The organism is Nocardia thraciensis (assembly GCF_054782435.1).
On the sequence record NZ_BAAGSM010000018.1, the window covers coordinates 483,954 to 506,438 of the forward strand.

Genomic DNA, 22,485 nt, shown 5'->3' on the forward strand with positions numbered 1-22,485 from the left:
GATCGAGCAGACCACGTTCCAGCCGTACGGCCAGGAGCAGCAGTTCGGCCCCTTCTCGCCGCCGCAGCAGCCGGGCTTCGCGCCGCCGGGGCCCTACGGCCCGCCCGGCGGCCCGTATCCGCCGAACCAGAGCTTCCCGCCGGGCGGCGGGTTCCCGATGCCCGAGCAGGGCGGTCCCTTCGCTCCCCCGGGTGAGCAGGGGCAGTTCGCCCCACCGGGCGAGGGGCAGTTCCCGCCCCCGGGCGAACACGGTCAGTTTGCGCCTGCGGGTGAGCAAGGGCAGTTCACGCCTCCGGGTGAGCAGGGCCAATTCGCGGCCCCGGGTGAGCAGGGCCAATTCCTGCCCCCTGGTGACCAATTCCCGTCTCCCGGCGAGCGCGGCCAGTTCCCGCCTCCGGGCGAGCAGGGGCAGTTCTCGCAGCCTCCCACGGGCCAGTACCCCTCGCCCTCGGCCGAACCCACCGAGCAGTACGGCTCCGGGCCCGGTGGTCCGGGAGATCCGAACTCGTTCGCATCGGCGCCCTACGGTGAGGTGCGGCAGGAGACCGCGTACGGCGAGATACGGCAGGAGATCGGCGCCGACGGCATGGTCCGCCGCGTCTTCGACGAGGACCAGCCGCCCAGCCCGCCGCCGGGTCCGGAACAGTCGGGCGGAGGCAGCGAGCAGTACAGCTGGGCGCCGCCGCCGCTACCACCGCAGCAGCCGCCGCGACCGCCGCAGCCGTCGTATCAGCAGCCGCCGCAGCCGCAGTCCCACGACAACTGGCAGGGTGGCCCGCCGCAGCAGTTGCCCGCGGGCTTCCAGTCGCAGCATCCGGGACCGCCCGGACGTCCGGGTCAGTCGATCGGCGACCTGAATCTGCTCAAGCGGCAGCGCCGCGCGCCGCGCAGCGGCTGGCGCAAGGCCGTGCACAAGGTCACCGGCGGTGCGATCAACCCGGGCGAGGCCCCGGCCGACGTGATCCAGCGCGAGCTCGTCGACAGGGTGAACGAGCCGGTGCGCGGCGACTACCGGATCGCGATCCTGTCGCTGAAGGGCGGCGTCGGGAAGACCACGACCACCGTGGGCCTGGGCTCCACCTTCGCCTCGTCGCGCGGCGACCGGGTCATCGCCATCGACGCCAACCCCGACCTCGGCACGCTCGCCCACCGGGTGCCCCGGCAGACTCGCTCCACGGTGCGAAACCTGTTGGAGGACCAGCACATCAGCCGCTACTCCGATGTCCGGGCGCACACCTCCCAGGCGCCCAGCCGCCTGGAAGTGCTTGCCAGCGAACAGGATCCGGCGGTATCGGAGGCCTTCAGCGAGGCCGATTACCGGCGCGCGATCGGCATCCTGCAGCAGTTCTACAACATCATCCTCACCGACTGCGGCACCGGTCTGATGCATTCGGCGATGAAGGGTGTGCTCGATCTCGCCAGCTCGCTGATCCTGGTCACCTCACCGGCGATCGACGGCGCCCGCAGCGCCTCGGCCACGCTGGACTGGCTCGAGCATCACGGTTACGGCAAGCTGGTCGAGCGAACGGTGGTGGTGGTCAACGCTTCTCGTCGCGGCGCCTCCACGGTCGACCTGGATCAGCTGCGCAAGCTGTTCCTGGACCGCACCCGCGCCGTCCAGGTGGTCCCGTTCGACGACCACCTGGCCGAGGGCGCGGAGATCGACTTGGAGCTGGTCGGCAAGCCGACCCGCACCGCCCTGCTGGAACTGGCCGCCATGGTCGCCGACGACTTCGGCTACCACGTCCCGCAGCCCCCGTTCCCCGGCCCGCACACCCAGTACTCCGGCCCGCAGCAGGGCGGCTACCCGAGTTCCCGAGGCCCGCAAGGCGGCTACCCGGGCTCCTACCCCGGTCAGGACCCCTACCCGAGCCACGACCGCTACCCGGGCCCCCAGGGCTACTAACCACATCCACCCTCACCCGCGGCCGCCGGACACCCTCCGGCGGCCGCGTCGACGAACATACTCGGACTGGCCGTCGTGGTGCTGTGGGGTCTGAACTGTCTGGCTCTGCATGTGGGCCTCGAGCGCATACAGTAGGCGCGGCTTGGAGGTTTCGGTAGATGGCAGAACGGCAGGGGACCGTCTCGCGGAGAGAGATGCTTCGTGGGTCGGCGGGTGTACTCGTCGGGGGGATGGCGGGCGCGGCGGTGTTGCGACCGGCGCGGGCGGCGGCGGACGCGGGTCCGCGGGTCGCGGTGTTCGGGGGCGGCGTGGCCGGTCTCACCGCGGCGCACGAGCTGGCCGAGCGCGGCTTCGGGGTGACGGTCTACGAGCGGCGCGCGCTGGGCGGCAAGGCGCGCAGCATCCCGGTCCCCGGCACGGGCCGCGACGGCCGACCAGACCTGCCGGGCGAGCACGGTTTCCGCTTCTTCCCCGGCTTCTACCGCCACCTTCCGGACACCATGCGGCGAATTCCGTTCCCTGGCAGAGCAAACGGGGTGTGGAGCAATCTGGTCCCCGCGTCGGAGGCGCGATTCTCCCGGCAGGACGCCGACGACGCGATCCTCCCCATGCGCAGCGGCGGCAGCCGGGGATGGTCCGGTCCGGACGATTTCCGGCAGACTGTGGCCTCGCTCATCGCCACCTCCACGCGGATGCCCGCGGCCGATGCCGCCTACTTCGCCAACCGCCTGCTGGTGTTCAACAGCAGCTGCGAAGCCCGCAGATTCGGTCAGTGGGAGAATCTGCCCTGGCGCGATTTCGTCGGCGCGCACAGGCGTTCGCACGAGTTCCGCGCCCTGCTGTCGCGCACCCTGACCACGCTGCTGGTGGCCGCGAAGGACGAGCACGCCAGCGCCCGCACGATCGGGAACATGGGAGAGCAGTTCCTCGGCAACCCGTTCGGGATCGGCGACGACGGCCCGCGGGACCGCGTCCTCGACGGGCCCACCAACGAGGCGTGGATCGATCCGTGGGTGCGGCGGCTGCGCGAGCTGGGCGTGCGATTCGTGACCACCGAACTGCGGGGCCTCGACGTGCGCGACGGCCGGATCTCGGGAGCCCGCGTCGCCGACGGTGCGGGGGCCGGAACTACCGTCGCCGCAGACTATTTCGTGCTGGCCGTGCCGGTCGAGGTCGCCCGCGGCCTGTGGACGCCCGAGATCCTCGACGCGCGACCGGAACTGGCCGCGATGGATCGGCTGGTCACCGACTGGATGGCCGGGATCCAGTTCTATCTGCGGCGCCCGGCGCACATCGCTCGCGGGCACACCGCGTATGTCGATTCGCCGTGGTCGCTGACCTCGATCGCCCAGAACCAATTCTGGTCGCGCGCAAAGCTTTCCGAGTACGGTGACGGCACAGTCCGGGATTGCCTGTCGGTGGATGTCTCCGACTGGAACACGCCCGGTGTGTTGTTCGGCAAACCGGCGGCCGAGTGTACGCACGACGAGATCGCCCGCGAGGTCTGGGCGCAGCTGCGGGAACATCTGACGGGCTCCGCGGACCTGCGTGACGGGGACCTGCACTCGTGGTCGCTCGATCCCGGCATCACCTGGGATGCCGCGCGACGCGGCAACCGCAACGCCGATCCGCTACTGGTCAATACGGCGGGCTCCTGGTCGGCACGTCCCCATCCGCACGGTGCGCTCGAAAACCTGTTCCTGGCAGGCGATTACGTGCGCACCAACGTGGACCTCGCGACCATGGAGGGGGCCTGCGAGTCGGCCCGCGCGGCGGTGAACGCACTGCTGGACGTGTCCGGTTCCGCTGCCGAACGCTGCCGACTGTTCACGCTGTACCGCGCCGCGGAGCTGGAACCGCTGCGCGGACTCGACGCGGACCGCTATGCGGCCGGGCAGCCCAACCTGTTCGATGTGCCGGTCTGAGAATTCGATTGCTCACAAACCCCTGGCGCCGAGCGGGGATCGGCAGTTCAATCATGGGATGAGCGAGATCACGTCCGCCGCCGAGCTGCGTGAGCTGCTCGGCGAGCCGAACCACCGCGCGGCCACCAAGGAACGCGTCGCGCTACATCCGCGCGACCGACAGTGGATCGCCACCTCGCCCTTCGTCGTCCTCGCGACCAGCGATGCCGACGGCAACTGCGACGCTTCCCCGAAGGGCGATCCGGCGGGCTTCGTGCGGGTCGTGGACGACCGGACCATCGCCATCCCGGAGCGACCGGGTAACCGCCGCGCGGACGGCTACCGCAATATCCTCGCCAATCCGCATGTGGGCGTGATCTTCCTGATCCCCGGCCGCAACGAGACGCTGCGGATCAACGGTCGCGCCCGCCTGGTGCGCGACGCGCCGTACTTCGACGACATGATCGTCAAGGGCCACCGCCCGGTGCTGGCCGTCGAGGTCGCGATCGAGCAGATCTTCTTCCACTGCGCCAAGGCGTTCATGCGCAGCAGCCTGTGGCAGCCGGAGGGCTGGCCGGTCGACGAACTGCCCGGCCCCGGCCGGTTGGCCAAGGAGGTGCAGCCCCACATCACCGAGTCCGTCGAGCAGTTGGAGCAGTACTACTCGCCGGAGACCTACGAAAAACTGCTGTACGAGCGCCGGTAGTCAAGCTCACGTCGGCCGCTCGCGCACTGCCGCCGCCCTCGATGGAGGCGCTGCGCGCTGCGGATAGGATCCAGTGGTGGCAGACATCTCGGTGCGCGGACGGCTGGCGCTGCGCGCGGCGGCGGCGGCGTCCTGGGCCTCGCAGAAGGCCGGTCGCGGTAAGGGCTCGATGATCGGCGGCCTGATCGCGCTGCTGATCGATCCGAAGCTGATGCCCCAGCTCGGCCGCGGGCGGCGCACGGTGCTGGTGACCGGCACCAACGGCAAATCAACCACCACCCGGATGACCGCGGCCGCGCTCGGCACGCTGGGACGTGTGGTGACCCAGGCCGACGGCGCCAATATGGACGCCGGGATCGTCTCGGCGCTGAGCACGGACCGCACCGCGCCGCTGGCCGCCATCGAGGTGGACGAGTTGCACCTGCCCCATGTCAGCGACGCGCTGAGCCCCGCCGCGGTGGTGCTGTTGAATCTGTCTCGCGATCAGCTGGACCGGGTCGGCGAGATCAACATGATCGAACGCAAGCTGCGCGCGGGCATGGCGCGGCACCCGGACACGGTCCTCATCGCCAACTGCGACGATGTGCTGATCACCTCGATCGCCTACGACCACCCCAACGTGGTGTGGGTGGCCGCGGGCAGCGGCTGGGCGGTCGACGCCACCAGCTGCCCGCGCAGCGGCGAGCCGATCGTGTGGGAGGGCACGCACTGGCGCAGCACCGGCGCCGACTTCCATCGGCCGGAGCCGGATTGGTGGGTGGACGAGGAGCATCTGCACGGCCCGGACGGCCTCAAACTCCCACTGTACCTTGCGCTTCCGGGCCGCGCCAATCGCGGTAACGCGGCGCAGGCGGTGGCGGCGTCGGTGGCGCTGGGCGTGCGCGCCGAGGCGGCGGCCGAGGCGGCCGGGACGGTGCGCGAGATCGCCGGGCGCTACCGCAGCGTGCAGGTGGGCGACCACAGCGCGCGGCTGCTGCTGGCCAAGAATCCGGCTGGCTGGCAGGAGGCGCTGTCTATGATCGACCCGGCCGCAACGGGTTTGGTGATCGCGGTCAACGGCCAGGTACCCGACGGGGAAGACCTGTCGTGGCTGTGGGACGTGCGTTTCGAACACTTCGAGGGCACCCAGGTGGTGGCCGCCGGTGAGCGCGCCACCGATCTCGCGGTGCGCCTCACCTACGCCGGTGTGCGGCACACCACGGTGCCGAACCCGTTGCGCGCCATCGCTTCCTGCCCGCCCGGGCAGGTGGAGGTGCTGGCCAACTACACCGCGTTCCGCGACCTGAACCGCGATCTGGAGGCCCGGGCATGAGTGATTCGACCGTGCGCGTCGGGCTGGTGCTGCCCGATGTGATGGGGACCTACGGCGACGGCGGCAACGCGGTGGTGCTGCGGCAGCGGCTGCGGCTGCGCGGCTACGCCGCCGAGATCATCGAGATCACCCTGAACGACCCGGTTCCCGAATCACTGGACGTGTATCTGCTGGGCGGCGCGGAGGATTCGGCGCAGCGGCTGGCCACCCGGCACCTGCGGCGCTATCCGGGCATGCAGCGGGCCGCCGCGAGAGGTGTTCCGGTGCTGGCGATCTGCGCCGCGATCCAGGTGCTTGGCCACTGGTACGAGACCTCCGGCGGCGAGCGGGTCGAGGGTGTGGGCCTGTTCGACGTCACCACGGCGCCGCAGGCCGAGCGGTCCATCGGCGAGGTGGCCTCCACGCCGCTGCTCCCCGGCCTCTCGGCGCCGCTGACCGGGTTCGAGAACCACCGCGGCGGAACGAAACTCGGCAGCGACGCGTCCGGTCTGGCGCGCGTCACCCGTGGCGTCGGCAACGGCGTCGGCGACGGCTTGGAGGGCGTCGTCCAGGGCTCGGTGCTGGGCACCTACATGCACGGCCCCGCCCTGGCCCGCAATCCGGAACTCGCCGACTATCTGCTCCTGCGAGCCCTGGGCGTCGATGAACTCGCCCCCCTCGACCTCCCCGAGGTGGACCAGCTCCGCCGCGAACGCCTCCGCGCCTGAGCAGCACGCGGACGCATGTCCGCCGCGGTTGACCCCGCCGCATCAGTGGGGCAATGTCGGCCGCAGGACGACCCGTTCGGCCGCCGACGATTTCCTCACCTTTCTCAAACGGGGCGCTGATCACTAGTTATAGCTTCATGCTATTCGATTGGGCTGTTGGGAATACCGATTCTGTTGAGCCGGAAGGTATCTGCCGGGTACTCTTCGCGCGGCCATGCGCGATGAGGGAGGTGGCCCGGGTGCGCAGACGTACCTTTATGAAGGCCGCCGGAGCGGCGGCCCTGCTGGGTGTGGCCGGGTCCGCGCACGGCGCCGGTACCGCCGCGGCCGATCCGCTCTGGAACGAGCTGTTCCGCGGCTGGGTGCCGGAGATCTTCGCTCCGCTGCCGGATCCCCCCGAGCATTCGCCCGCCATCGTTGTCGGCTCCGGATTCGGCGCGGCGGTCACCGCGCTGCGACTGGCCGAGGCGGGCATCGCGAACACGGTCCTGGAGCGCGGCTCGCGCTGGCCCAACGATCCGTGGCGGGAGATCTTCACCGGCGACGACCTGCCCGACGGGCGCGGCTTCTGGCATCGCACCAGCTTCACCGGTGTCACCAAGGTGCCCATGCAGTTCGCCGACTTCGGCGGCGTCCTCGACGTCACCGAGTTCCACGGCATCGACGTGTGGCGCGCGGCGGCCGTGGGCGGTGGCTCCGTCGTGTTCACCGGCGCCATGGTCGCCCCGGAGCGCCGCTGGTTCGACCAGGTCTTCGGCGGCGCTGTCGATTTCGACGAGATGGAGCGGGTGTACTACCCGCGGGTGCGTCAGCAGCTGCGGCTGAGCCCGCTGCCGCCCGACCTGTACGGCACGTCCCCGTTCAGCCATTCACGGCGCTGGGACGAGCAGGTGCGCAAGGCGGGCTATCAGCCGCAGGCCAACGACTCCATCTTCAACTGGGATATCCTGCGTAGCGAATTGTCCGGCGGGACAAGGCCTTCCGCGACGGCGGCGCGCAGTAACCTCGGCAACTCGAACGGCGCGAAGTTCGATCTCAACCAGAACTACCTGAAATACGCTCAGGGGACCGGCAAGTCGGCGGTGTACCCCGGCCATCGCGTCGACGCCATCGCGCAGGAGCCGGGCGGCCGCTACGTCGTCACCGTGACCAAACTGGACCCGACCGGCGCGGTGCTGGCCACCCGCACGCTCACCTGCGATCGGCTGTTCCTCGGCGCGGGCTCGGTCGGGACCTCCGAGCTGTTGGTGCGTGCCCAGGCCACCGGCGCGCTGCCGCGCCTGAACGAGCACGTCGGCGACGGCTGGGGCACCAACGGCGACGTCGTGCTGGCCCGGGTCGACAATTCGCTGTCGGGTACGGGCCAGGGCGTGCCGAGCGTCAGTCGCATCTTCGACGACTCCGGAATGCCGCTGACGCTGGAAAGCTGGTTCATTCCCGGCATTCCGATGGAGACCGGGGCCCTGGCGTCGCTCGGCATGGCGCTGGACCCGACCCGTGCGCGCTTCGGTTATGACGCCGGTCGCAACGCCGCCACCCTGAGCTGGCCGCGGCCCGCGCAGGACCAGGTGGTCGAGGCGTGCCGCGCGGTCGACCACCGCATCGCCCAGCGCGCCGGCGCCGTATTCGACTACGTCACCCCACTCGGCTACGACGCCAACGCCGTCTTCACCGCCCACCCCCTGGGCGGCGCGGTGCTCGGCCGCGCCACCGACAACTATGGCCGCGTGCACGGCCATCCGGGCCTGTACGTAGTCGACGGCGCGGCAATTCCGGGCAGCACAGGCACGGTGAATCCATCCCTGACCATCACCGCCCTCGCCGAACGCAACGTGGAAGCGATCATCCGCGCGGGCCGGTAGCGGCCGGATGTGCCCGATGGTTGCCGATACCTATTACCCTCGGCGGGACCGTTCGATGTGGAAGGGATCGCCGTGGCGCAGTACAGCACCGGAACGGACCCGTGGGGCCGGACCGGCACGGGGTGGGCACGCAAGCCCGAGCCCGCGGCCGGGTCGGAGAAGTTCCCGCGCAAACCACCGGCGCTGTGGACGGATTTCGTCATGCTCGCGCTGGCCGTGGTGTCGGTGGTGCTGGTCGGCTGGGTGACCTTCTTCTCGGTCCCGCCCGGCGCTTACCACGCGATCGTGATCGCCGACTACACCATCTGCGCGATATTCGCCGCCGAGTTCCTGTGGCGCTGGCACCGCGCGGGCTGGCCGTGGACGTTCCCGTTCGTGTACTGGTACGAGGTGCTGGGCATGATTCCGGTGACCAGCCCACTGTTCCGCGGCTTGCGGCTGCTCCGCATCGTGGTGGTCCTGGTCCGGCTGGCCCGGGTCGCCGACCGCGCCTTCGGCGACCGGGTGACCGCGGCGGTGGTGAACCGCTCGGTCGGCACGATCGTCGAGACCATCAAGCGCCCGGTGACGATGGCGGTGCTGGAGGAAGTCGCTACGGTGCTGCGGGCGGGACAGTACACCCGCAATATCGCCGCGGCGCTGGAGGAGAACCGCGGCGAACTGGACGCCATGATCGTGGAGCTGATCCGCAAGGATCCGCAGATCGGCCGCGTGCGCTACCTCCCGTTCCACGAGGACATCATCCGGACCATCGCCGACATCAGCTTCCGCATCCTGTTCCAGGCGCTGTCCGACCCGCGCACCGACGAACTGATCGGAGACGTGTTGCGGGAGAACGTGAATCAAATGCGCGAGGCAGTGCGGGAGGGTATCCAGGTCCCGGAGACGATCTACCACGCGACCCCGCGAGAGCGCTGACCCCCGTCATTCCCGGCATGCTTTTGGCCGGGATCAATGCTCCGCCCCGTGTCGAATCTCCTCCCGCGGCTCGGCGAAACGCACTGTCTCCCAGATGATCAGGGCCAGCAGCACCGCACACATCAGCCCCAGCTGCGCCATGGCGGGCAGGTGCCACGCCGCGGGCGTCAGCGCGGCGAGCACCACCGCGGTCACGATCCGCGCCGTCGACACCTGCCCGGTGGCGTACTGCTTGAATCCGACCAGTGCGATCAGATACAGCGCCACGCCGCCGTACAGCGAGAACAGCGGAATCCCGTGCAGCGCATCGTGCAACGTGTGGCCTTCGGCGCCGCCGAGGTAGTTGAGCACCTTCTTCAACCCGAGCGAGAGCGCGATGATGCCCGCGATCATCGGAAAGTGCCAGTAGGTGTAGCAGTTTCGCGCGATCTGGACGCGCCGCTCGCCGTGGGCGCGGATCAGCGCCCGCTCCACCATCGCCGCCGCCACGTCGAAGTAGGCCCACCACAGCAGACCCGAAACCGTCAGTGCCAGTAGTGATCCCACGGTGATCGGCCAGGAGATCGGCAGTCCGGCGACGCCGATGCCGATCGAGACGATGGACTCACCGAGCGCCACGATGACGATCAGCCCGTGCCGCTCGGCGAAGTGGCGCACCGAATTCACCCGCCACTCGTTGCCCGCGAAGAAGGTCCACAGCATGTCGCCCGCGATGGCGGCGATCCACAGCAGCAACTGCGCCGTCCCGTGGTTCAGGGCGGCGATGATCAGCAGCGTGGTGCCGATCGTGATCGAGCCCGCGGCCCAGCGCGTCACCTGCCCGCGCAACTGCGTGTCCTCGCTGCTGGCCAGCCAGAACACCCACAGGTGCACCAGCCGGATCACCAGGTAGCCGATCGCGAACACCAGCGGCGCGTACCAGCCGCCGGGCATGTCGTGGAAGGCCTCGGGAATGACGAGCGCGACGATCAGCGCCGCACCCATCGCCACGAACATCGCGACCCGCGCGATGCCCTCGTCGGCCTTCACCACATTGCCCAGCCAGGCGTAGGCAATCCACACCCACCACATGACCGCGAGCACCAGGAGCGCCCGCAGCATGTTCGCCGCCGTGGCCTCGTGCGCGGCCAGATCGGTCACCTGAGTGAACGCGAATACCAGCACGAGATCGAAGAACAGCTCCAGCTGCGTCACCGAGGCATCCTCGGAAACCGCGCGAATCCGCCGTTTTACACCGGTCATGGGGGATATCGTGCCAGTTCTCGGCGGTTGCGGCGGGTGCTGAAAGGGTAAGTTCAGCCGACTTCGTAGTTCTCGAATCGGAACTTCTCGATGAACTCGATCAGATTTTGCACCGCTTCCTCGTTGACGCGGGCAATGCTGCGTTTCATCAGGATTCCCGGCACCGGGATCGGCAGATAGAGCTCGGCGTGGTACCAGACCTCGGTGCCCTCGTCGCTGACGTCGAGTTCGAACCAGCCGCGCCCGCCGCCGCCGGCGCCGCTCTCGATCACCTCCCAGGTGATCCGGTCGTCGGCGCAGTCGTATTCGATGACCTGGCGATCGGAGTTGCCCAAAGGTGTCACGGTGGCGTACACCCGCTTGGGCCGCCCGTAGTCATCGTGAGTCGCCACGCGCACGTCCTTGTGCGACGGTGACCATTCCGGAATCCGATCGACCGCGAGCAACGCTTCCATGACCTGCTCGGGATCGATATCTATGACGAATCGATGGTCGGTCTTCGTGCGCATGTCATGCCCTCCACCCCCCAAATGCTTCGGCCCGATTGTCTCCGGGGCCACAGCGCTCGTCAACCGTGTGGTCTGTTGAGCAGACAGACTCGATCCGCGCAAGAGTCGCAAGGCCTTTCGCCGCTCTCGGCTGGTCCGGCCGCGGCGACTCATCGCGGGGGCGGGAGCGAGTCCGGTCAACGCGGCGGGCGGATCTCGCATTCGGGGCCCGGGAACATCAGGCTTTCGTGCCCGTCATCGAACCGGACCACGAACGGCGGGTTCCCGTCGTCGCCGCGCACTTCGATGATTTCGCCCGTTCGGACGCGCATCCCCACCACTCGGCTGTGCACCAGAAGTTGGTCACCGACATTCGCTTGCATGACCGCATTATCGGCCGACAGTGATGAGCATCACAAGGTGGTCGAGTGCCAGTCCGCGCCGCTATCCGCGGCCCGCGTCCTCGGGAATCGCGCGCGCGACCGCGGCGCGCATCAGTTCGCGGCTCTGCTCCTCGGTGAAGATCTCGGGCAGCGTGAGCCTTTCGAGAATGAGCCAGTTCAGCGACAGATACAGCAGCAGCACGGTCGTCTCGTCGCCGGGCATGTTGTTGTCCAGGTGATTGCGGACGTTGAAATCGAGGTCGGCGCGCACCCGCTCGGTGAGGACCGCCCGCAGCTCCGGGCGCCGGGCCGCCTCTAGCCGCAACTCCAGCTGCGCCAGGTAGCCGGTGCGGAAGGCGGCCACCCGCTCGACGACCTCGGTCATCAGGTCCGCGACCGCGTCCCGGGTGCGGGGCGCGGTGGTCACCTGCGCCAGCGTTTCCGGGCTGGGCTGCAGGCGCTCGTAGTACCGGCTGCCCACCTGGGTGAGCAGGTCGTCGCGATTGGCGAAGTAGTTCGAGGCCGTGCCCGCGGGTACGGCCGCCTCCCGGTCCACCGCGCGGAACGTCAGGCCGCGTGCCCCGTCCCTGGCCAGGACCTCGATCGCCGCATCCAGCAGGGTCTGTCGACGTTCCGGGTTGGTCCGCACTTGACACCACTCCATCCGTAGTACTACATTTCTAATCACTATAAACAGAGTACAACAATCAAGGCGGTAACCAAATGCGAAAGCTTGTCTACTACGTCGGCGTGTCCCTGGACGGCTACATCGCAGGGCCCGCCGGGGAGGTCGAGTTCTATCCGGTGTCCGAGGAGATGACGGCCTGGATGAACGAGCGGTACCCGGAGGTGGTCCCGACGCACATCCGGCCGCACGTGGGAATGGCCGTCGACGTACCGAACAAGGAGTGGGACACGCTGATCATGGGCCGCGGGACCTACCAGCCCGCGATCGACGCCGGGATTCCGAGTCCCTATGCGCACATGAAGCAGTACGTCGTGTCGTCCGCGCTCGATCCGGTCGACGATCCGAACGTCGAGGTCGTGCAGGGCGACCCGGTCGAGCTGGTGCGGCGGCTGAAGCGGGAGGAGGGGCGCGACATCTGGCTGTGCGGCGGCGGGAAGCTCGCGAGTCAGCTCGTCGACGAGATCGATGAACTGATCATCAAGAGCTACCCGGTGATCGCGGGCGCCGGTGTGCCGGTGCTGTCCGGAAACTTCCGCCCGACGCTGTTCCGTCCGACCCAGCGCCACGAGTTCGACAACGGCGCCTAGGTCACCTGGTTCACCCGGGCGTAAGGCCCGAATCAGCAAGTGTCGAAAGACTGTTCAGCAAAGGTGGTACTCCCATGCGAAAGCCGGTCCGTAACTACGCCGTTCAGCAGCGGTTCGCCAATCGCCCCGTGCGTCCCATCCGCACTGTCAACTGGGGTCGGCAAGGAAGGAGAGGCGCACCCGGCGGTTCGGGTTGTCGACGTTGAGGTCGACGAAGGCCACCGACTGCCAGGTGCCCAGCGCCATCTCGCCGCGCAGCACCGGGATCGTGGCATAGGGCGCGATCAGCGCGGGCATGACGTGGGAGCGGCCGTGCCCGCGCGTGCCGTGCGCGTGCCGCCACCGGTCGTCGGCGGGCAGTAGATCACCCAGCGCGGCCAGCAGGTCGTCGTCGCTCCCGGCGCCGAGCTCGATCAGCGCGATCCCGGCGGTCGCGTGCGGGACGAACACGTGCAGCAGCCCGTCCCTGCCCCCGGCGGCCTCGCGCAGAAAGGCCGCACACTGCGGGGTGAGGTCGTGGACAACTTCGGACCGCCCCGTGCTCACCTCGATCTCTGTGCTCTTCATGATCCCATCGTCCCCTCTCCGGTCGCGTCACTCCCGTATTGCGGTCGCGCCCGCTGGTGGCGGCACTCCTGTATCCCGGTCGCGTCCGCAGGCGGCGGCACTCCCGTATTCCTGCCGTACCCCGCCGGTGGCGTCACTCCTGCATTCCCGGGCGCACCCCGCAGGCGACGGCACACCCGTATCCCTTCCGCACCGCGCAGGCGGCGTCACTCCTGCATTCCCGGCGCGCTTTTGGCCGGGATCTCACGCAGCCTCGTGGTCACGAGCAACGAGGTCTCGTGCAGGCGGTCGAACAGCTCGAGCAGCAGTTCCAGCTGCTCGGTGCTGTAGTCGCCCATGATCTTTCCGAATTCGCGCGCCAATAGTTCGTAATGCGGGGCGATCTCCGCGATGCGGTCCTCCACGGCGGTGACGATGACCCGGCGGCGGTCCTGGGCGTCGTGTTCTCGGGTGACGAATCCGGCCGTGAGTAGGCGATCGATCATCCGCGTGACCGCGCCGGTGGTAAGCCCCGTGCGCGTCGCCAGCTCGCCGGGCGTGGCGGGCCCGCCCAGGCGCAGCAGGTTCAGGCAGCGCAGATCCGTCACATGCAGGCCCAGCAGGTCCGCGACCGCCTGGTGCATCATCACCGCGTCCGTGGCGTTGCGCTGCGCGGCCAGGGTGAGTTTCTCGCCCAAGTCCGCCTTGTTCGTCGTCACCGCATCTCCCGTCGCATCGGCAGCACACTTCCGGTCCGCGGCAATCCCCGGCCGGACTCGCCCGCGCGCCGAACGGCGCGGGCCTTGACGATAGCCCTTCGGCCGATCATTATCTTAGTGATGCAGCTAATGTGTCATGCAGTTACTGCATGAAGCAGATGGAATGGAGACCTTCATGACCGACCGCAGCGCCGACGAACTCGCCGTCCGTGCCGTCCTCGACCGCGCGAGCGCCGCATGGGCGGCGGGCGATGCCGCGGCCTACGCGGCCGTTTTCGCGCCCGATGCCGACTATGTGACCTTCCTGGGCACCCATCACAAGGGCCGCGCCGACATCGAGGCGAGCCACGTGCCGCTGTTCGAGAAGTTCCAGAAGGGCTCACGCCAGGACGGCGAGATCACCCAGGTGCGATTTCTCACCCCGGACGTCGCCGTCGTGCACGGCAGGGGTGCGTTGGTGAAGGGCAAGCAGCGCCGCACCCGCCGTAACACGAAGGTGCAGACGTGGGTGCTGGTCCGCCGCGGCGACAATTGGGAAATTTCGGCTTTCCACAATACGAAGTACGCGTGGATCCTGGCCCCGCTGACCGCGAAATTCGACGCTCGGATGGCGTCGTCGGCAATGCCCCCGGTAGAGGTGCATCGATAATCGCTGGATGCCGATCGGTACTCTGGGGTCCTGGTAATGCAGCTAGTCGATCTTTGGAGGACCCCGTCGTGGCTCTCGTCGTTCAGAAGTACGGAGGATCCTCGCTCGAGTCAGCCGAGCGTATCCGGCGCGTCGCTGAGCGGATCGTGGAGACGAAGAAGCAGGGCCACGACGTCGTGGTCGTCTGCTCCGCGATGGGCGACACCACCGATGAACTGCTGGACCTGGCCCAGCAGGTGGCGCCCTCGCCGCCGCCGCGCGAGATGGACATGCTGCTGACCTCGGGCGAGCGCATCTCCAACGCGCTGGTCGCCATGGCGATCCACTCGCTGGGTGCGGAGGCGTGTTCGTTCACCGGTTCGCAGGCCGGTGTGATCACCACCGGGTCGCACGGCAACGCGCGGATCATCGACGTGACCCCGTCGCGGGTGCGCGAGGCGCTCGACGAGGGCTTCGTGGTGCTGGTCGCCGGGTTCCAGGGCGTGTCGCAGGATTCGAAGGACGTGACCACGCTGGGTCGCGGCGGATCCGACACCACCGCGGTCGCGCTGGCTGCGGCGCTAGAGGCCGACGTCTGCGAGATCTACACCGACGTGGACGGCATCTTCACCGCCGACCCGCGGATCGTCCCGGATGCGCAGCGCCTGGAACAGGTCTCCTTCGAGGAGATGCTGGAGATGGCGGCCTGCGGGTCCAAGGTGCTCATGCTGCGCTGCGTGGAATACGCGCGCAGCTTCAACGTGCCTGTGCACGTGCGCAGCTCGTATACCGACAAGAACGGCACCTACGTTTACGGATGGATGGAGGACATCCCCTTGGAGAAAGCAATCCTCACCGGCGTCGCGCACGATCGCAGCGAGGCCAAGGTGACCGTGGTGGGCCTGCCGGACGAGCCGGGCTACGCCGCCAAGGTGTTCCGTGCCATCGCCGACGCCGAGATCAACATCGACATGGTGCTGCAGAACATCTCCAAGGTGGAGACGGGCAAGACCGACATCACCTTCACCCTGCCCAAGACCGACGGTCCCAAGGCGGTGGAGTTCCTGACCAAGCGGCAGGGCGATATCGGCTTCTCGCAGGTCCTGTTCGACGACCACATCGGCAAGGTGTCGCTGGTCGGCGCCGGTATGAAGAGCCACCCGGGCGTCACCGCCACCTTCTGTGAGGCGCTGGCGCAGAACGGGATCAACATCGACCTGATCTCCACCTCGGAGATCCGGATCTCGGTGCTGGTCAAGGACACCGAACTGGACGACGCCGTGAAGGTGCTGCACAAGGCCTTCGATCTGGGCGGCGACGAGGTGGCGGTCGTGCACGCCGGATCGGGGATCTGATCATGGGCGTGCGCGTAGGCGTTGTCGGCGCGACCGGGCAGGTCGGCGCCGTCATGCGAAAACTGCTGGAGGAGCGCGACTTTCCCGCCGACGAGGTGCGGTTCTTCGCCTCGTCCCGCTCGGCCGGGAAGAAACTGCCCTGGCGCGGCGGCGAGGTCGTGGTGGAGGACACCGAGACCGCCGACCCGAGCGGGCTCGACATCGCCCTGTTCTCCGCGGGTGGCACGATGTCGAAGGTGCAGGCGCCGCGGTTCGCCGCCGCCGGTGTAACCGTCATCGACAATTCCTCGGCGTGGCGCAAGGATCCCGAGGTTCCGCTGGTCGTCAGCGAGGTCAATCCGGAGCAGGTCCGCAACCTGTCCAAGGGCATCATCTCCAATCCGAACTGCACCACCATGGCGGCGATGCCGGTGCTCAAGCCGCTGCACGACGAGGCGGGCCTGCAGCGCCTGATCGTCTCCAGCTACCAGGCGGTGTCCGGCAGCGGGCTGGCCGGTGTCGACGAGCTCGCGGCGCAGGCGCGCGCGGTGATCGGCGACGCCGAGAAGCTGACGCACGACGGTTCCGCGGTCGAGTTCCCCGAGCCGGACAAGTATGTCGCGCCGATCGCGTTCAACGTGCTGCCGCTGGCGGGCTCGCTGGTCGACGACGGCTCCGGCGAGACCGACGAGGATCAGAAGCTGCGCAACGAGAGCCGCAAGATCCTCGGCCTGCCGGACCTGCTCGTCAGCGGCACCTGCGTGCGCGTGCCGGTCTTCACCGGGCATTCGCTGTCGGTGAATGCCGAATTCGCGCAGCCGCTTTCGGTCGCGCGTGCCCAGGAGATCCTGGCCGGCGCCCCCGGCGTGCGCCTGGTCGAGGTACCCACCCCGCTGGAGGCGGCCGGTAAGGACGAGTCGCTGGTGGGCCGCATCCGCCAGGATCCGGGCGTCCCGGAGGGCCGTGGCCTGGCGTTGTTCATCTCGGGTGACAACCTCCGAAAGGGCGCCGCCCTCAATACGATTCAGATCGCGGAAGTGTTGCTCGCGCAACGCTGACAAGATTCGTTCGGCTTCCCCCTCGGTTCGGCTCGCCGCTTTTCCGGAATGTTCAATCTTGGTGAAAGGTGTGTAACTTCGGCGGCCACCTGGGATTTCTCTGCGACACAACGACGAATGATGTTGGCGCTCAGAGGTGTTCGATCGTCATGATCGTCCGATGGAGGACGAACTGCATGTGCGGTTGAACTGGATTCGTGGGCGCCTCGACTGGTTGCGCGAGCGGGATGCGTTGCTACCGAGGCCCTTCGACGGCGATGTTCCCTCCGGGGAAAACCTGCACTCCTACCTCACCTGGCCGGTACACCCGGAGCGGCTCGCGGAGCTGGAATCGGTGATGGCGGGTGTGCTGGACTCCGGTTTCCGGGCGTTTCTCACCCAGGTGGGCGTCGGTGCCGGCCCCTACTGCGGGATCAGCTGGGAGCGGATGACCCGGTCGGCGAATCATGCCTGTGCGCAATCGTTTCCGTGTGGCGAACAGGGTTCGCTCGGGCCGGGTGCGGAGCGGCCGGACGGTGGGTTCCTGGTGATCAGCGATGTCGGATACGGGGACTTCATCGGGCTGGTCGTCGCCGGAGCGTCTCGTGGCCGGGTCGTCTACCTGGGGTACCGCCGCGGCGAATGGTCGTTGGGCCCAGCGTTTCTCGACTACTACCAGAGCTGGCTCAACCACGCCGCCGCCCGCCTCAACGCCGACCTCCGAGCCCAACTCGTCACTGGCCCCGTCGGCCGCGGGTGACCGGCATCCACGCACCCCGCGCCCATTCCCGCACTCGCTGCAGGGCTTGCACGGGGTGCGAGATCACGTGCGGGGTGCGGGAGTGGGCGGTCAGCGGATTCCGGGCGTTCGCGGGTCGGGGCCGAGGCATGCGATGAGGGCGCAGCCCGGCGGAGCGTCGGTGAACGGCGGCGCGAGGGGGGCGTTCAAGCAGGACAGCACATTGCAGCCGGGATACGCGTACGGTCCGAGGCCGAATACGCCCAGGGTGATGTCCGGGTCGAAGTAGTTGCGGGGATCCAGGCGGACGGGAGGCTCCACATACGGGCCCGGATCCGGTACCGGTGGCTCCTCGAACGCGGCGAACAGGCGCCGGAAGAACTCGTGGGTCAGCTCCGAGGTGTTCTGCAGGGTGCCGCTCACGCCGAGATCGCTGTGATTGCCGAAGAACCCGGTCCACGTCACGGTCAGGTCGAGGCTGGGGATGACGAAGACGTTCTGCAGGCCCAGCCCCGACATCTCGTACACATCCGCGGGCAGGAACTGCGGCATCTCGACGCATCCGGACCCGACCCAGAACAGATATCCGTAGCAGGGATCGGCCGGCGAGGGACGCGTCGCGCGGCGCAGGTATTCGCTCGACACCACCCGGGTCTCACCCCACCGGCCGTCATTGCTCACCAGGAGACCGAGCTTGGCGAGGTCGTCGGGCGGGATCATCAGGTGGGCGTACCCGTAGGTGTGCCCGGAACGGTCGCGGGCCCAGTAGTAGTCGCTCCGCGCGATACCCAGCGGATCGAACAGTTCCCGCTGCGCGAACTGCTGCAGCGGCTCGCCGACCGCTAGCTCCAGGACGTAGCTCAGCAGATCCACATTGCGCTGGCTGTAGGCGAACTCGGTACCGGGCGGATTGTCCAGCGGCAGGCCCAGCGCCTGCACGGCGCTGTTGGGATCGATGGGGACAACCGCGGTGGCGCCCTCGTTGAGCAGCCCGATGTGCAGTCCGGAGGTCTCGGTGAGCAGGTTCTCGACCGTGATCGCGCGGTGCGCCGCGTCGCCCAGGCCCGGCGGCAGATAGTGTCCGATCGGGGCGGAGATATCGAGTGCGCCACGGTCCCACGCGACTCCGGCGATCAGCGACACCACGCTCTTGGTGGCGCTCCAGGCGTTCCAGGGAATGTGATCGGTCTCCGCATTGCGCGGCCCGGCGCCGATCAGACAATTGTGCCGGAACACCTTGACATTCAACCGATTTCGCTCCATGGCAAATCGCATCGCGGCATCCAGCCGACCAGGGTCCAGCCCGGCCTGTTCCGGCGCGACTCGAGCGAACTCACGCCCGGACGACACCTCGCACACAGCCTCCGGTTCGGCCCGAACGGGCACTGCGAATACCCCGCCCGTCATCGATCCGATGACCACCACACCCGCCAGCCATCCCAGGATGCGCCCCATGATCTCAGGCTATCCCGCGTGTCCACAGCGGACAGCGCGCGATAACCGCTGCATGTTCCGCCGACGTCAGCCTCGATGCTTGCCGCGGACCGCGTAGACACCCGCTCCGAGGGCCAGCACCCCTAGGCCGATCAGGACGGAGGTGAGGGGGAGCGTGAGGCCGAGGACCGCGCAACCGAGGGTGCCCAGGACCGGAATCCACCGGGGTGGGCGGCCTTCCGTCTCGCTCAATGTTGCCGCCGACAGATTGGCGATCAGGTAGTACACCAGTACCGCGAAGGACGAAAAGCCTATGGCCGCACGCAGATCCGCCGTAGCAGCGATGACGGCCACCACCGCGCCGACAAGAACTTCCGCCCGCTGCGGTACTTCGAGGCGTGGGTGCACGACCGCCAGCGCACCGGGCAGGTGCCGGTCGCGAGCCATGGCCAGCGTCGTGCGCGATACGCCGAGCAGCAGCGCCAGGAGAGATCCGCTTGCCGCCACGACCGCGCCCACCCGGACGACCGGGGCGAATTCGCTCGCGCCCGCGGCGGATACGGCGCGCGCGAGGGGATCGATCCCGTCCGCCAGCCTGCCGGAACCGAGGACCGTGAGCACAGCGACCGCGACGGCCGCGTAGACGGCGAGCGCCACCCCCAGCGCGATGCCGATCGCGAGTGGAATGGTGCGCCGCGGGTCGCGCACCTCCTCGCCGAGGGTGGCGATGCGGGCATACCCGGCGAAGGCGAAGAACAGCAGCCCGGCGGCCTGGAGGACACCGGTCGCACCGACGCCCTCGGCCAGCGACGTTGCGGCGGAATGCCTTCCGAGCACGCAGATGCCGACGACACCCGCCAGCACCGCCAGCGTCACCGCCACGATGATCCGGGTGGCCAGCGTCGACTTCCGGACTCCCGCACAGTTCACGGCGGTGACCCCCACGACCACGAGCACCGCCACGATTCGAGCCCGCTCGGGCCACGCGTAGCTGCCGACGGTCAGCGCCATCGCCGCGCACGAGGCCGTCTTCCCGATGACGAAGCCCCAGCCGGCGAGATACCCCCACAACGGCCCGAGACGTTCCCGCCCGTAGACGTAGGCGCCGCCCGACACCGGGTACAGCGCCGCCAGCCGCGCCGACGACATCGCATTGCAATAGGCGACGACCGCCGCCACCGCCAGCGAGAGCAGCAGCCAGCGCCCGGCCGCCGCGGCCGCCGGTGTCAGCGCCGCGAAGATACCGGCACCCACCATCGAGCCCAAGCCGATGGTCACCGAGTCCGCAAGCCCCAGCCTGCGTCGCATCTCCGAAGCGGTCACGCGATCATCCTCGTCGACGGTCCCGCCACCCACAACAGACCTGAAAGTCTTTTCTTGACTTATTCCAGAAAATGAGCAGACTGGGTTCATGCACACCGGTGGTTTCGATCCGCGCGAGCGACTTCGCTCGGTCGGCCTGCGGGTTACCGCCCCGCGGGTCGCGGTGCTGGATGCGGTGACAGCCCAACCACATTCGGATGCCGATCGAGTTGCCGCCACGGTTCGCAAGCAGTTGGGCTCGGTGTCCACGCAGGCCGTCTACGACGTGTTGCGCGCCTGCGTGAACTCCGGCCTGCTGCGGCGGATCGAACCGGCCGGATCGGCGGCGCTCTACGAGGCCCGCACCGGCGACAACCATCACCACCTGGTGTGCAGGAATTGCGGCACGGTCGTGGATGTGGACTGTGCCGTGGGCAGCGCCCCCTGCCTCGACCCGTCGGATGCGCACGGTTTCGCCATCGACGAGGCCGAGGTCGTGTACTGGGGGCTGTGCCCTGACTGCCGTTCACCAGCCCGAGGAGGCGTCGAATGACCAAGCCGACCACGACGAACACCGGTATCCCGGTCGCCAGCGACAACGAGTCGCTGACCGCGGGCACGCAGGGCCCCATCCTGCTGCACGACCACTACCTGATCGAGAAGCTCGCGCAGTTCAACCGGGAGCGCGTGCCGGAGCGGATCGTGCACGCCAAGGGTGCGGGCGCGTACGGCGAACTGGTCGTGACCAACGACGTCAGCCGTTTCACCAAGGCCAAGCTGTTCCAGCCCGGCGCGCGCACCGAGTCGCTGGTGCGTTTCTCCACGGTGGCGGGCGAGCAGGGCAGCCCCGACACCTGGCGCGACCCGCGCGGTTTCGCGGTGAAGTTCTACACCGAGGACGGCAACTACGACATCGTCGGCAACAACACCCCGGTCTTCTTCATCAAGGATCCGATCAAGTTCCCCGACTTCATCCGGTCGCAGAAGCGCCTGCCGGGCAGCGGACTTCGCGACCACAACATGCAGTGGGACTTCTGGACCCTGCGCCCGGAGACCGCGCACCAGGTCACCTGGTTGATGGGCGACCGCGGCGTCCCGGCCACCTACCGCCACATGAACGGCTACGGCTCGCACACCTACCAGTGGGTCAACGCCAAGGGTGAGCGCTTCTGGGTGAAGTACCACTTCAAGACCGATCAGGGCATCGAGAACCTGACCCAGGCCGAGGCGGACCGGCTGGCCGGAACCGATCCCGACTTCCACCGCCAGGACCTGTACGAGGCCATCGAGCGCGGCGAGTTCCCGAGCTGGACCCTGCACGTGCAGGTCATGCCGGAGTCCGAGGCCGAGGGCTACCGGTTCAACCCGTTCGACCTGACCAAGGTGTGGTCGCACAAGGACTACCCGCTGATCGAGGTCGGCCGGTGGACGCTGAATCGCAACCCGCAGAACTACTTCGTCGATATCGAGCAGGCCGCCTTCGAGCCGTCGAATGTCGTTCCGGGCATTGGTTTCTCGCCGGACAAGATGCTGCTGGGCCGGGTGTTCTCCTACGCCGACGCGCACCGCTACCGCATCGGCACCAACTACGCGCAGCTGCCGCCGAACCGGGCCCGCGCCGCGGAGGTGAACACCTACTCCAAGGAGGGCGCGATGCGGTACGACTACAACGCACCGGAAGTGCCTGTGTACGCGCCGAATTCGTACGGCGGCCCGCACGCCGATCCGGCCCGAGCGGGTGACGAGGGCGCCTGGACCTTCGGGCAGGAGGCCGTGCGCGCCGGATACATCCAGCACCGCGAGGACGGCGACTTCACCCAGGCGGGCACCCTGGTCCGCGAGGTGTACAACGACGAGGAGCGAGATCGCCTGGTGGGCAACGTCGTCGGCCATGTGCTGGGCGGCGTGCGGGAGCCCGTGCTGAGCCGGGTGTTCGACTACTGGAAGAGCGTCGACCCGGAGATCGGCAAGCGCATCGAGGAGGGCGTGCGCACCGGCCTCAACGGCCACGCCTGATAACGAGATATGAAGGCCCGCACCGGG

General features: G+C 68.4%; 22 protein-coding genes. 14 read left to right on the plus strand and 8 right to left on the minus strand.

Annotated elements, in window-relative coordinates; translation table 11 throughout:
- Positions 1–157 precede the first annotated feature (157 nt).
- The 7 genes from ACYVLQ_RS11615 to ACYVLQ_RS11645 all read left to right on the plus strand — a co-directional run bounded on the left by ACYVLQ_RS11615 (position 158) and on the right by ACYVLQ_RS11645 (position 9,315).
- Positions 158–1,906, plus strand: coding sequence for a MinD/ParA family ATP-binding protein (locus ACYVLQ_RS11615; protein WP_460697462.1), 1,749 nt, complete (start codon positions 158–160; stop codon positions 1,904–1,906).
- A 158-nt stretch (positions 1,907–2,064) separates the two neighbouring features.
- Complete coding sequence (locus ACYVLQ_RS11620) at positions 2,065–3,831, plus strand: hydroxysqualene dehydroxylase (RefSeq protein WP_460697395.1); 1,767 nt, start codon at positions 2,065–2,067, stop codon at positions 3,829–3,831.
- A 58-nt stretch (positions 3,832–3,889) separates the two neighbouring features.
- A complete protein-coding gene (locus ACYVLQ_RS11625; RefSeq protein WP_460697396.1) occupies positions 3,890–4,516 on the plus strand; it encodes a pyridoxamine 5'-phosphate oxidase family protein in 627 nt (208 codons plus the stop codon).
- Positions 4,517–4,592: 76 nt separating this feature from the next.
- Positions 4,593–5,828 carry a MurT ligase domain-containing protein gene (locus ACYVLQ_RS11630; protein ID WP_460697397.1) on the plus strand — a complete coding sequence of 412 codons (1,236 nt, stop codon included), beginning with the start codon at positions 4,593–4,595 and terminating at the stop codon, positions 5,826–5,828.
- Complete coding sequence (locus ACYVLQ_RS11635; protein ID WP_460697398.1) at positions 5,825–6,535, plus strand: type 1 glutamine amidotransferase; 711 nt, start codon at positions 5,825–5,827, stop codon at positions 6,533–6,535. Before ACYVLQ_RS11630 ends, ACYVLQ_RS11635 begins: the two co-directional genes overlap by 4 nt.
- Positions 6,536–6,774: 239 nt before the next feature.
- Complete coding sequence (locus tag ACYVLQ_RS11640; protein WP_460697399.1) at positions 6,775–8,397, plus strand: GMC oxidoreductase; 1,623 nt, start codon at positions 6,775–6,777, stop codon at positions 8,395–8,397.
- Positions 8,398–8,469: 72 nt separating this feature from the next.
- Positions 8,470–9,315 carry an ion transporter gene (locus tag ACYVLQ_RS11645; RefSeq protein WP_460697400.1) on the plus strand — a complete coding sequence of 282 codons (846 nt, stop codon included), beginning with the start codon at positions 8,470–8,472 and terminating at the stop codon, positions 9,313–9,315.
- Positions 9,316–9,348: 33 nt separating this feature from the next.
- On the opposite strand, the gene ACYVLQ_RS11650 is transcribed toward ACYVLQ_RS11645, so the two are convergent.
- The 4 genes from ACYVLQ_RS11650 to ACYVLQ_RS11665 all read right to left on the minus strand — a co-directional run bounded on the left by ACYVLQ_RS11650 (position 9,349) and on the right by ACYVLQ_RS11665 (position 12,092).
- Positions 9,349–10,557 (minus strand): low temperature requirement protein A, encoded by a 1,209-nt coding sequence (locus tag ACYVLQ_RS11650; RefSeq protein ID WP_460697401.1) that lies wholly within the window; start codon positions 10,555–10,557, stop codon positions 9,349–9,351.
- Positions 10,558–10,610: 53 nt separating this feature from the next.
- Complete coding sequence (locus tag ACYVLQ_RS11655) at positions 10,611–11,066, minus strand: SRPBCC family protein (RefSeq protein ID WP_460697402.1); 456 nt, start codon at positions 11,064–11,066, stop codon at positions 10,611–10,613.
- Positions 11,067–11,242: 176 nt separating this feature from the next.
- Positions 11,243–11,428 carry a DUF1918 domain-containing protein gene (locus ACYVLQ_RS11660; protein ID WP_460697403.1) on the minus strand — a complete coding sequence of 62 codons (186 nt, stop codon included), beginning with the start codon at positions 11,426–11,428 and terminating at the stop codon, positions 11,243–11,245.
- A gap of 61 nt (positions 11,429–11,489) precedes the next feature.
- A complete protein-coding gene (locus ACYVLQ_RS11665; RefSeq protein ID WP_460697404.1) occupies positions 11,490–12,092 on the minus strand; it encodes a TetR/AcrR family transcriptional regulator in 603 nt (200 codons plus the stop codon).
- Between the two features lie 59 nt (positions 12,093–12,151).
- Between ACYVLQ_RS11665 and ACYVLQ_RS11670 the strand changes: the two genes are divergently transcribed.
- A complete protein-coding gene (locus tag ACYVLQ_RS11670) occupies positions 12,152–12,703 on the plus strand; it encodes a dihydrofolate reductase family protein (RefSeq protein ID WP_460697405.1) in 552 nt (183 codons plus the stop codon).
- A gap of 147 nt (positions 12,704–12,850) precedes the next feature.
- Here the strand turns inward: ACYVLQ_RS11670 and ACYVLQ_RS11675 are convergent, their stop codons facing one another.
- Together ACYVLQ_RS11675 and ACYVLQ_RS11680 are read right to left on the minus strand one after the other, a co-directional pair.
- Complete coding sequence (locus tag ACYVLQ_RS11675; RefSeq protein WP_460697406.1) at positions 12,851–13,270, minus strand: secondary thiamine-phosphate synthase enzyme YjbQ; 420 nt, start codon at positions 13,268–13,270, stop codon at positions 12,851–12,853.
- A gap of 206 nt (positions 13,271–13,476) precedes the next feature.
- Positions 13,477–13,968 carry a MarR family winged helix-turn-helix transcriptional regulator gene (locus ACYVLQ_RS11680; protein ID WP_460697407.1) on the minus strand — a complete coding sequence of 164 codons (492 nt, stop codon included), beginning with the start codon at positions 13,966–13,968 and terminating at the stop codon, positions 13,477–13,479.
- A 175-nt stretch (positions 13,969–14,143) separates the two neighbouring features.
- On the opposite strand from ACYVLQ_RS11680, the gene ACYVLQ_RS11685 reads away from it, so the two are divergent.
- From ACYVLQ_RS11685 to ACYVLQ_RS11700, 4 genes are all read left to right on the plus strand, one after another.
- The gene (locus ACYVLQ_RS11685; RefSeq protein ID WP_460697408.1) at positions 14,144–14,617 is read left to right on the plus strand and encodes an SgcJ/EcaC family oxidoreductase; all 474 of its coding nucleotides are present in this window, start codon (positions 14,144–14,146) and stop codon (positions 14,615–14,617) included.
- Positions 14,618–14,685: 68 nt separating this feature from the next.
- Positions 14,686–15,951: an aspartate kinase gene (locus tag ACYVLQ_RS11690; RefSeq protein ID WP_068024289.1), complete on the plus strand. Its 1,266-nt coding sequence runs from the start codon at positions 14,686–14,688 to the stop codon at positions 15,949–15,951.
- 2 nt (positions 15,952–15,953) lie between these two features.
- Positions 15,954–16,988: an aspartate-semialdehyde dehydrogenase gene (locus tag ACYVLQ_RS11695; protein WP_460697409.1), complete on the plus strand. Its 1,035-nt coding sequence runs from the start codon at positions 15,954–15,956 to the stop codon at positions 16,986–16,988.
- Between the two features lie 160 nt (positions 16,989–17,148).
- Positions 17,149–17,727: an SMI1/KNR4 family protein gene (locus ACYVLQ_RS11700; protein ID WP_460697410.1), complete on the plus strand. Its 579-nt coding sequence runs from the start codon at positions 17,149–17,151 to the stop codon at positions 17,725–17,727.
- Between the two features lie 90 nt (positions 17,728–17,817).
- Here the strand turns inward: ACYVLQ_RS11700 and ACYVLQ_RS11705 are convergent, their stop codons facing one another.
- Entirely contained in the window at positions 17,818–19,161 is a 1,344-nt protein-coding gene (locus tag ACYVLQ_RS11705) for a serine hydrolase domain-containing protein (RefSeq protein WP_460697411.1), read from the minus strand.
- A 66-nt stretch (positions 19,162–19,227) separates the two neighbouring features.
- Entirely contained in the window at positions 19,228–20,448 is a 1,221-nt protein-coding gene (locus ACYVLQ_RS11710) for an APC family permease (protein WP_460697463.1), read from the minus strand.
- A 103-nt stretch (positions 20,449–20,551) separates the two neighbouring features.
- Between ACYVLQ_RS11710 and ACYVLQ_RS11715 the strand changes: the two genes are divergently transcribed.
- Both ACYVLQ_RS11715 and ACYVLQ_RS11720 read left to right on the plus strand, forming a co-directional pair.
- Positions 20,552–20,995: a Fur family transcriptional regulator gene (locus ACYVLQ_RS11715; RefSeq protein WP_460697412.1), complete on the plus strand. Its 444-nt coding sequence runs from the start codon at positions 20,552–20,554 to the stop codon at positions 20,993–20,995.
- Entirely contained in the window at positions 20,992–22,458 is a 1,467-nt protein-coding gene (locus ACYVLQ_RS11720; RefSeq protein ID WP_460697413.1) for a catalase, read from the plus strand. Before ACYVLQ_RS11715 ends, ACYVLQ_RS11720 begins: the two co-directional genes overlap by 4 nt.
- Positions 22,459–22,485 lie beyond the last annotated feature (27 nt).

Bases quoted from the DNA above. Each gene is read 5' to 3' on its own strand.
- ACYVLQ_RS11615 (WP_460697462.1), top strand. From the start codon at position 158: ATGCCCGAGCAGGGCGGTCCCTTCGCTCCCCCGGGTGAGCAGGGGCAG.
- ACYVLQ_RS11620 (WP_460697395.1), top strand. From the start codon at position 2,065: ATGGCAGAACGGCAGGGGACCGTCTCGCGGAGAGAGATGCTTCGTGGG.
- ACYVLQ_RS11625 (WP_460697396.1), top strand. From the start codon at position 3,890: ATGAGCGAGATCACGTCCGCCGCCGAGCTGCGTGAGCTGCTCGGCGAG.
- ACYVLQ_RS11635 (WP_460697398.1), top strand. From the start codon at position 5,825: ATGAGTGATTCGACCGTGCGCGTCGGGCTGGTGCTGCCCGATGTGATG.
- ACYVLQ_RS11650 (WP_460697401.1), bottom strand. From the start codon at position 10,557: ATGACCGGTGTAAAACGGCGGATTCGCGCGGTTTCCGAGGATGCCTCG.
- ACYVLQ_RS11655 (WP_460697402.1), bottom strand. From the start codon at position 11,066: ATGCGCACGAAGACCGACCATCGATTCGTCATAGATATCGATCCCGAG.
- ACYVLQ_RS11660 (WP_460697403.1), bottom strand. From the start codon at position 11,428: ATGCAAGCGAATGTCGGTGACCAACTTCTGGTGCACAGCCGAGTGGTG.
- ACYVLQ_RS11665 (WP_460697404.1), bottom strand. From the start codon at position 12,092: ATGGAGTGGTGTCAAGTGCGGACCAACCCGGAACGTCGACAGACCCTG.
- ACYVLQ_RS11670 (WP_460697405.1), top strand. From the start codon at position 12,152: ATGCGAAAGCTTGTCTACTACGTCGGCGTGTCCCTGGACGGCTACATC.
- ACYVLQ_RS11675 (WP_460697406.1), bottom strand. From the start codon at position 13,270: ATGAAGAGCACAGAGATCGAGGTGAGCACGGGGCGGTCCGAAGTTGTC.
- ACYVLQ_RS11685 (WP_460697408.1), top strand. From the start codon at position 14,144: ATGACCGACCGCAGCGCCGACGAACTCGCCGTCCGTGCCGTCCTCGAC.
- ACYVLQ_RS11695 (WP_460697409.1), top strand. From the start codon at position 15,954: ATGGGCGTGCGCGTAGGCGTTGTCGGCGCGACCGGGCAGGTCGGCGCC.
- ACYVLQ_RS11700 (WP_460697410.1), top strand. From the start codon at position 17,149: ATGGAGGACGAACTGCATGTGCGGTTGAACTGGATTCGTGGGCGCCTC.
- ACYVLQ_RS11705 (WP_460697411.1), bottom strand. From the start codon at position 19,161: ATGGGGCGCATCCTGGGATGGCTGGCGGGTGTGGTGGTCATCGGATCG.
- ACYVLQ_RS11710 (WP_460697463.1), bottom strand. From the start codon at position 20,448: ATGCGACGCAGGCTGGGGCTTGCGGACTCGGTGACCATCGGCTTGGGC.
- ACYVLQ_RS11715 (WP_460697412.1), top strand. From the start codon at position 20,552: ATGCACACCGGTGGTTTCGATCCGCGCGAGCGACTTCGCTCGGTCGGC.
- ACYVLQ_RS11720 (WP_460697413.1), top strand. From the start codon at position 20,992: ATGACCAAGCCGACCACGACGAACACCGGTATCCCGGTCGCCAGCGAC.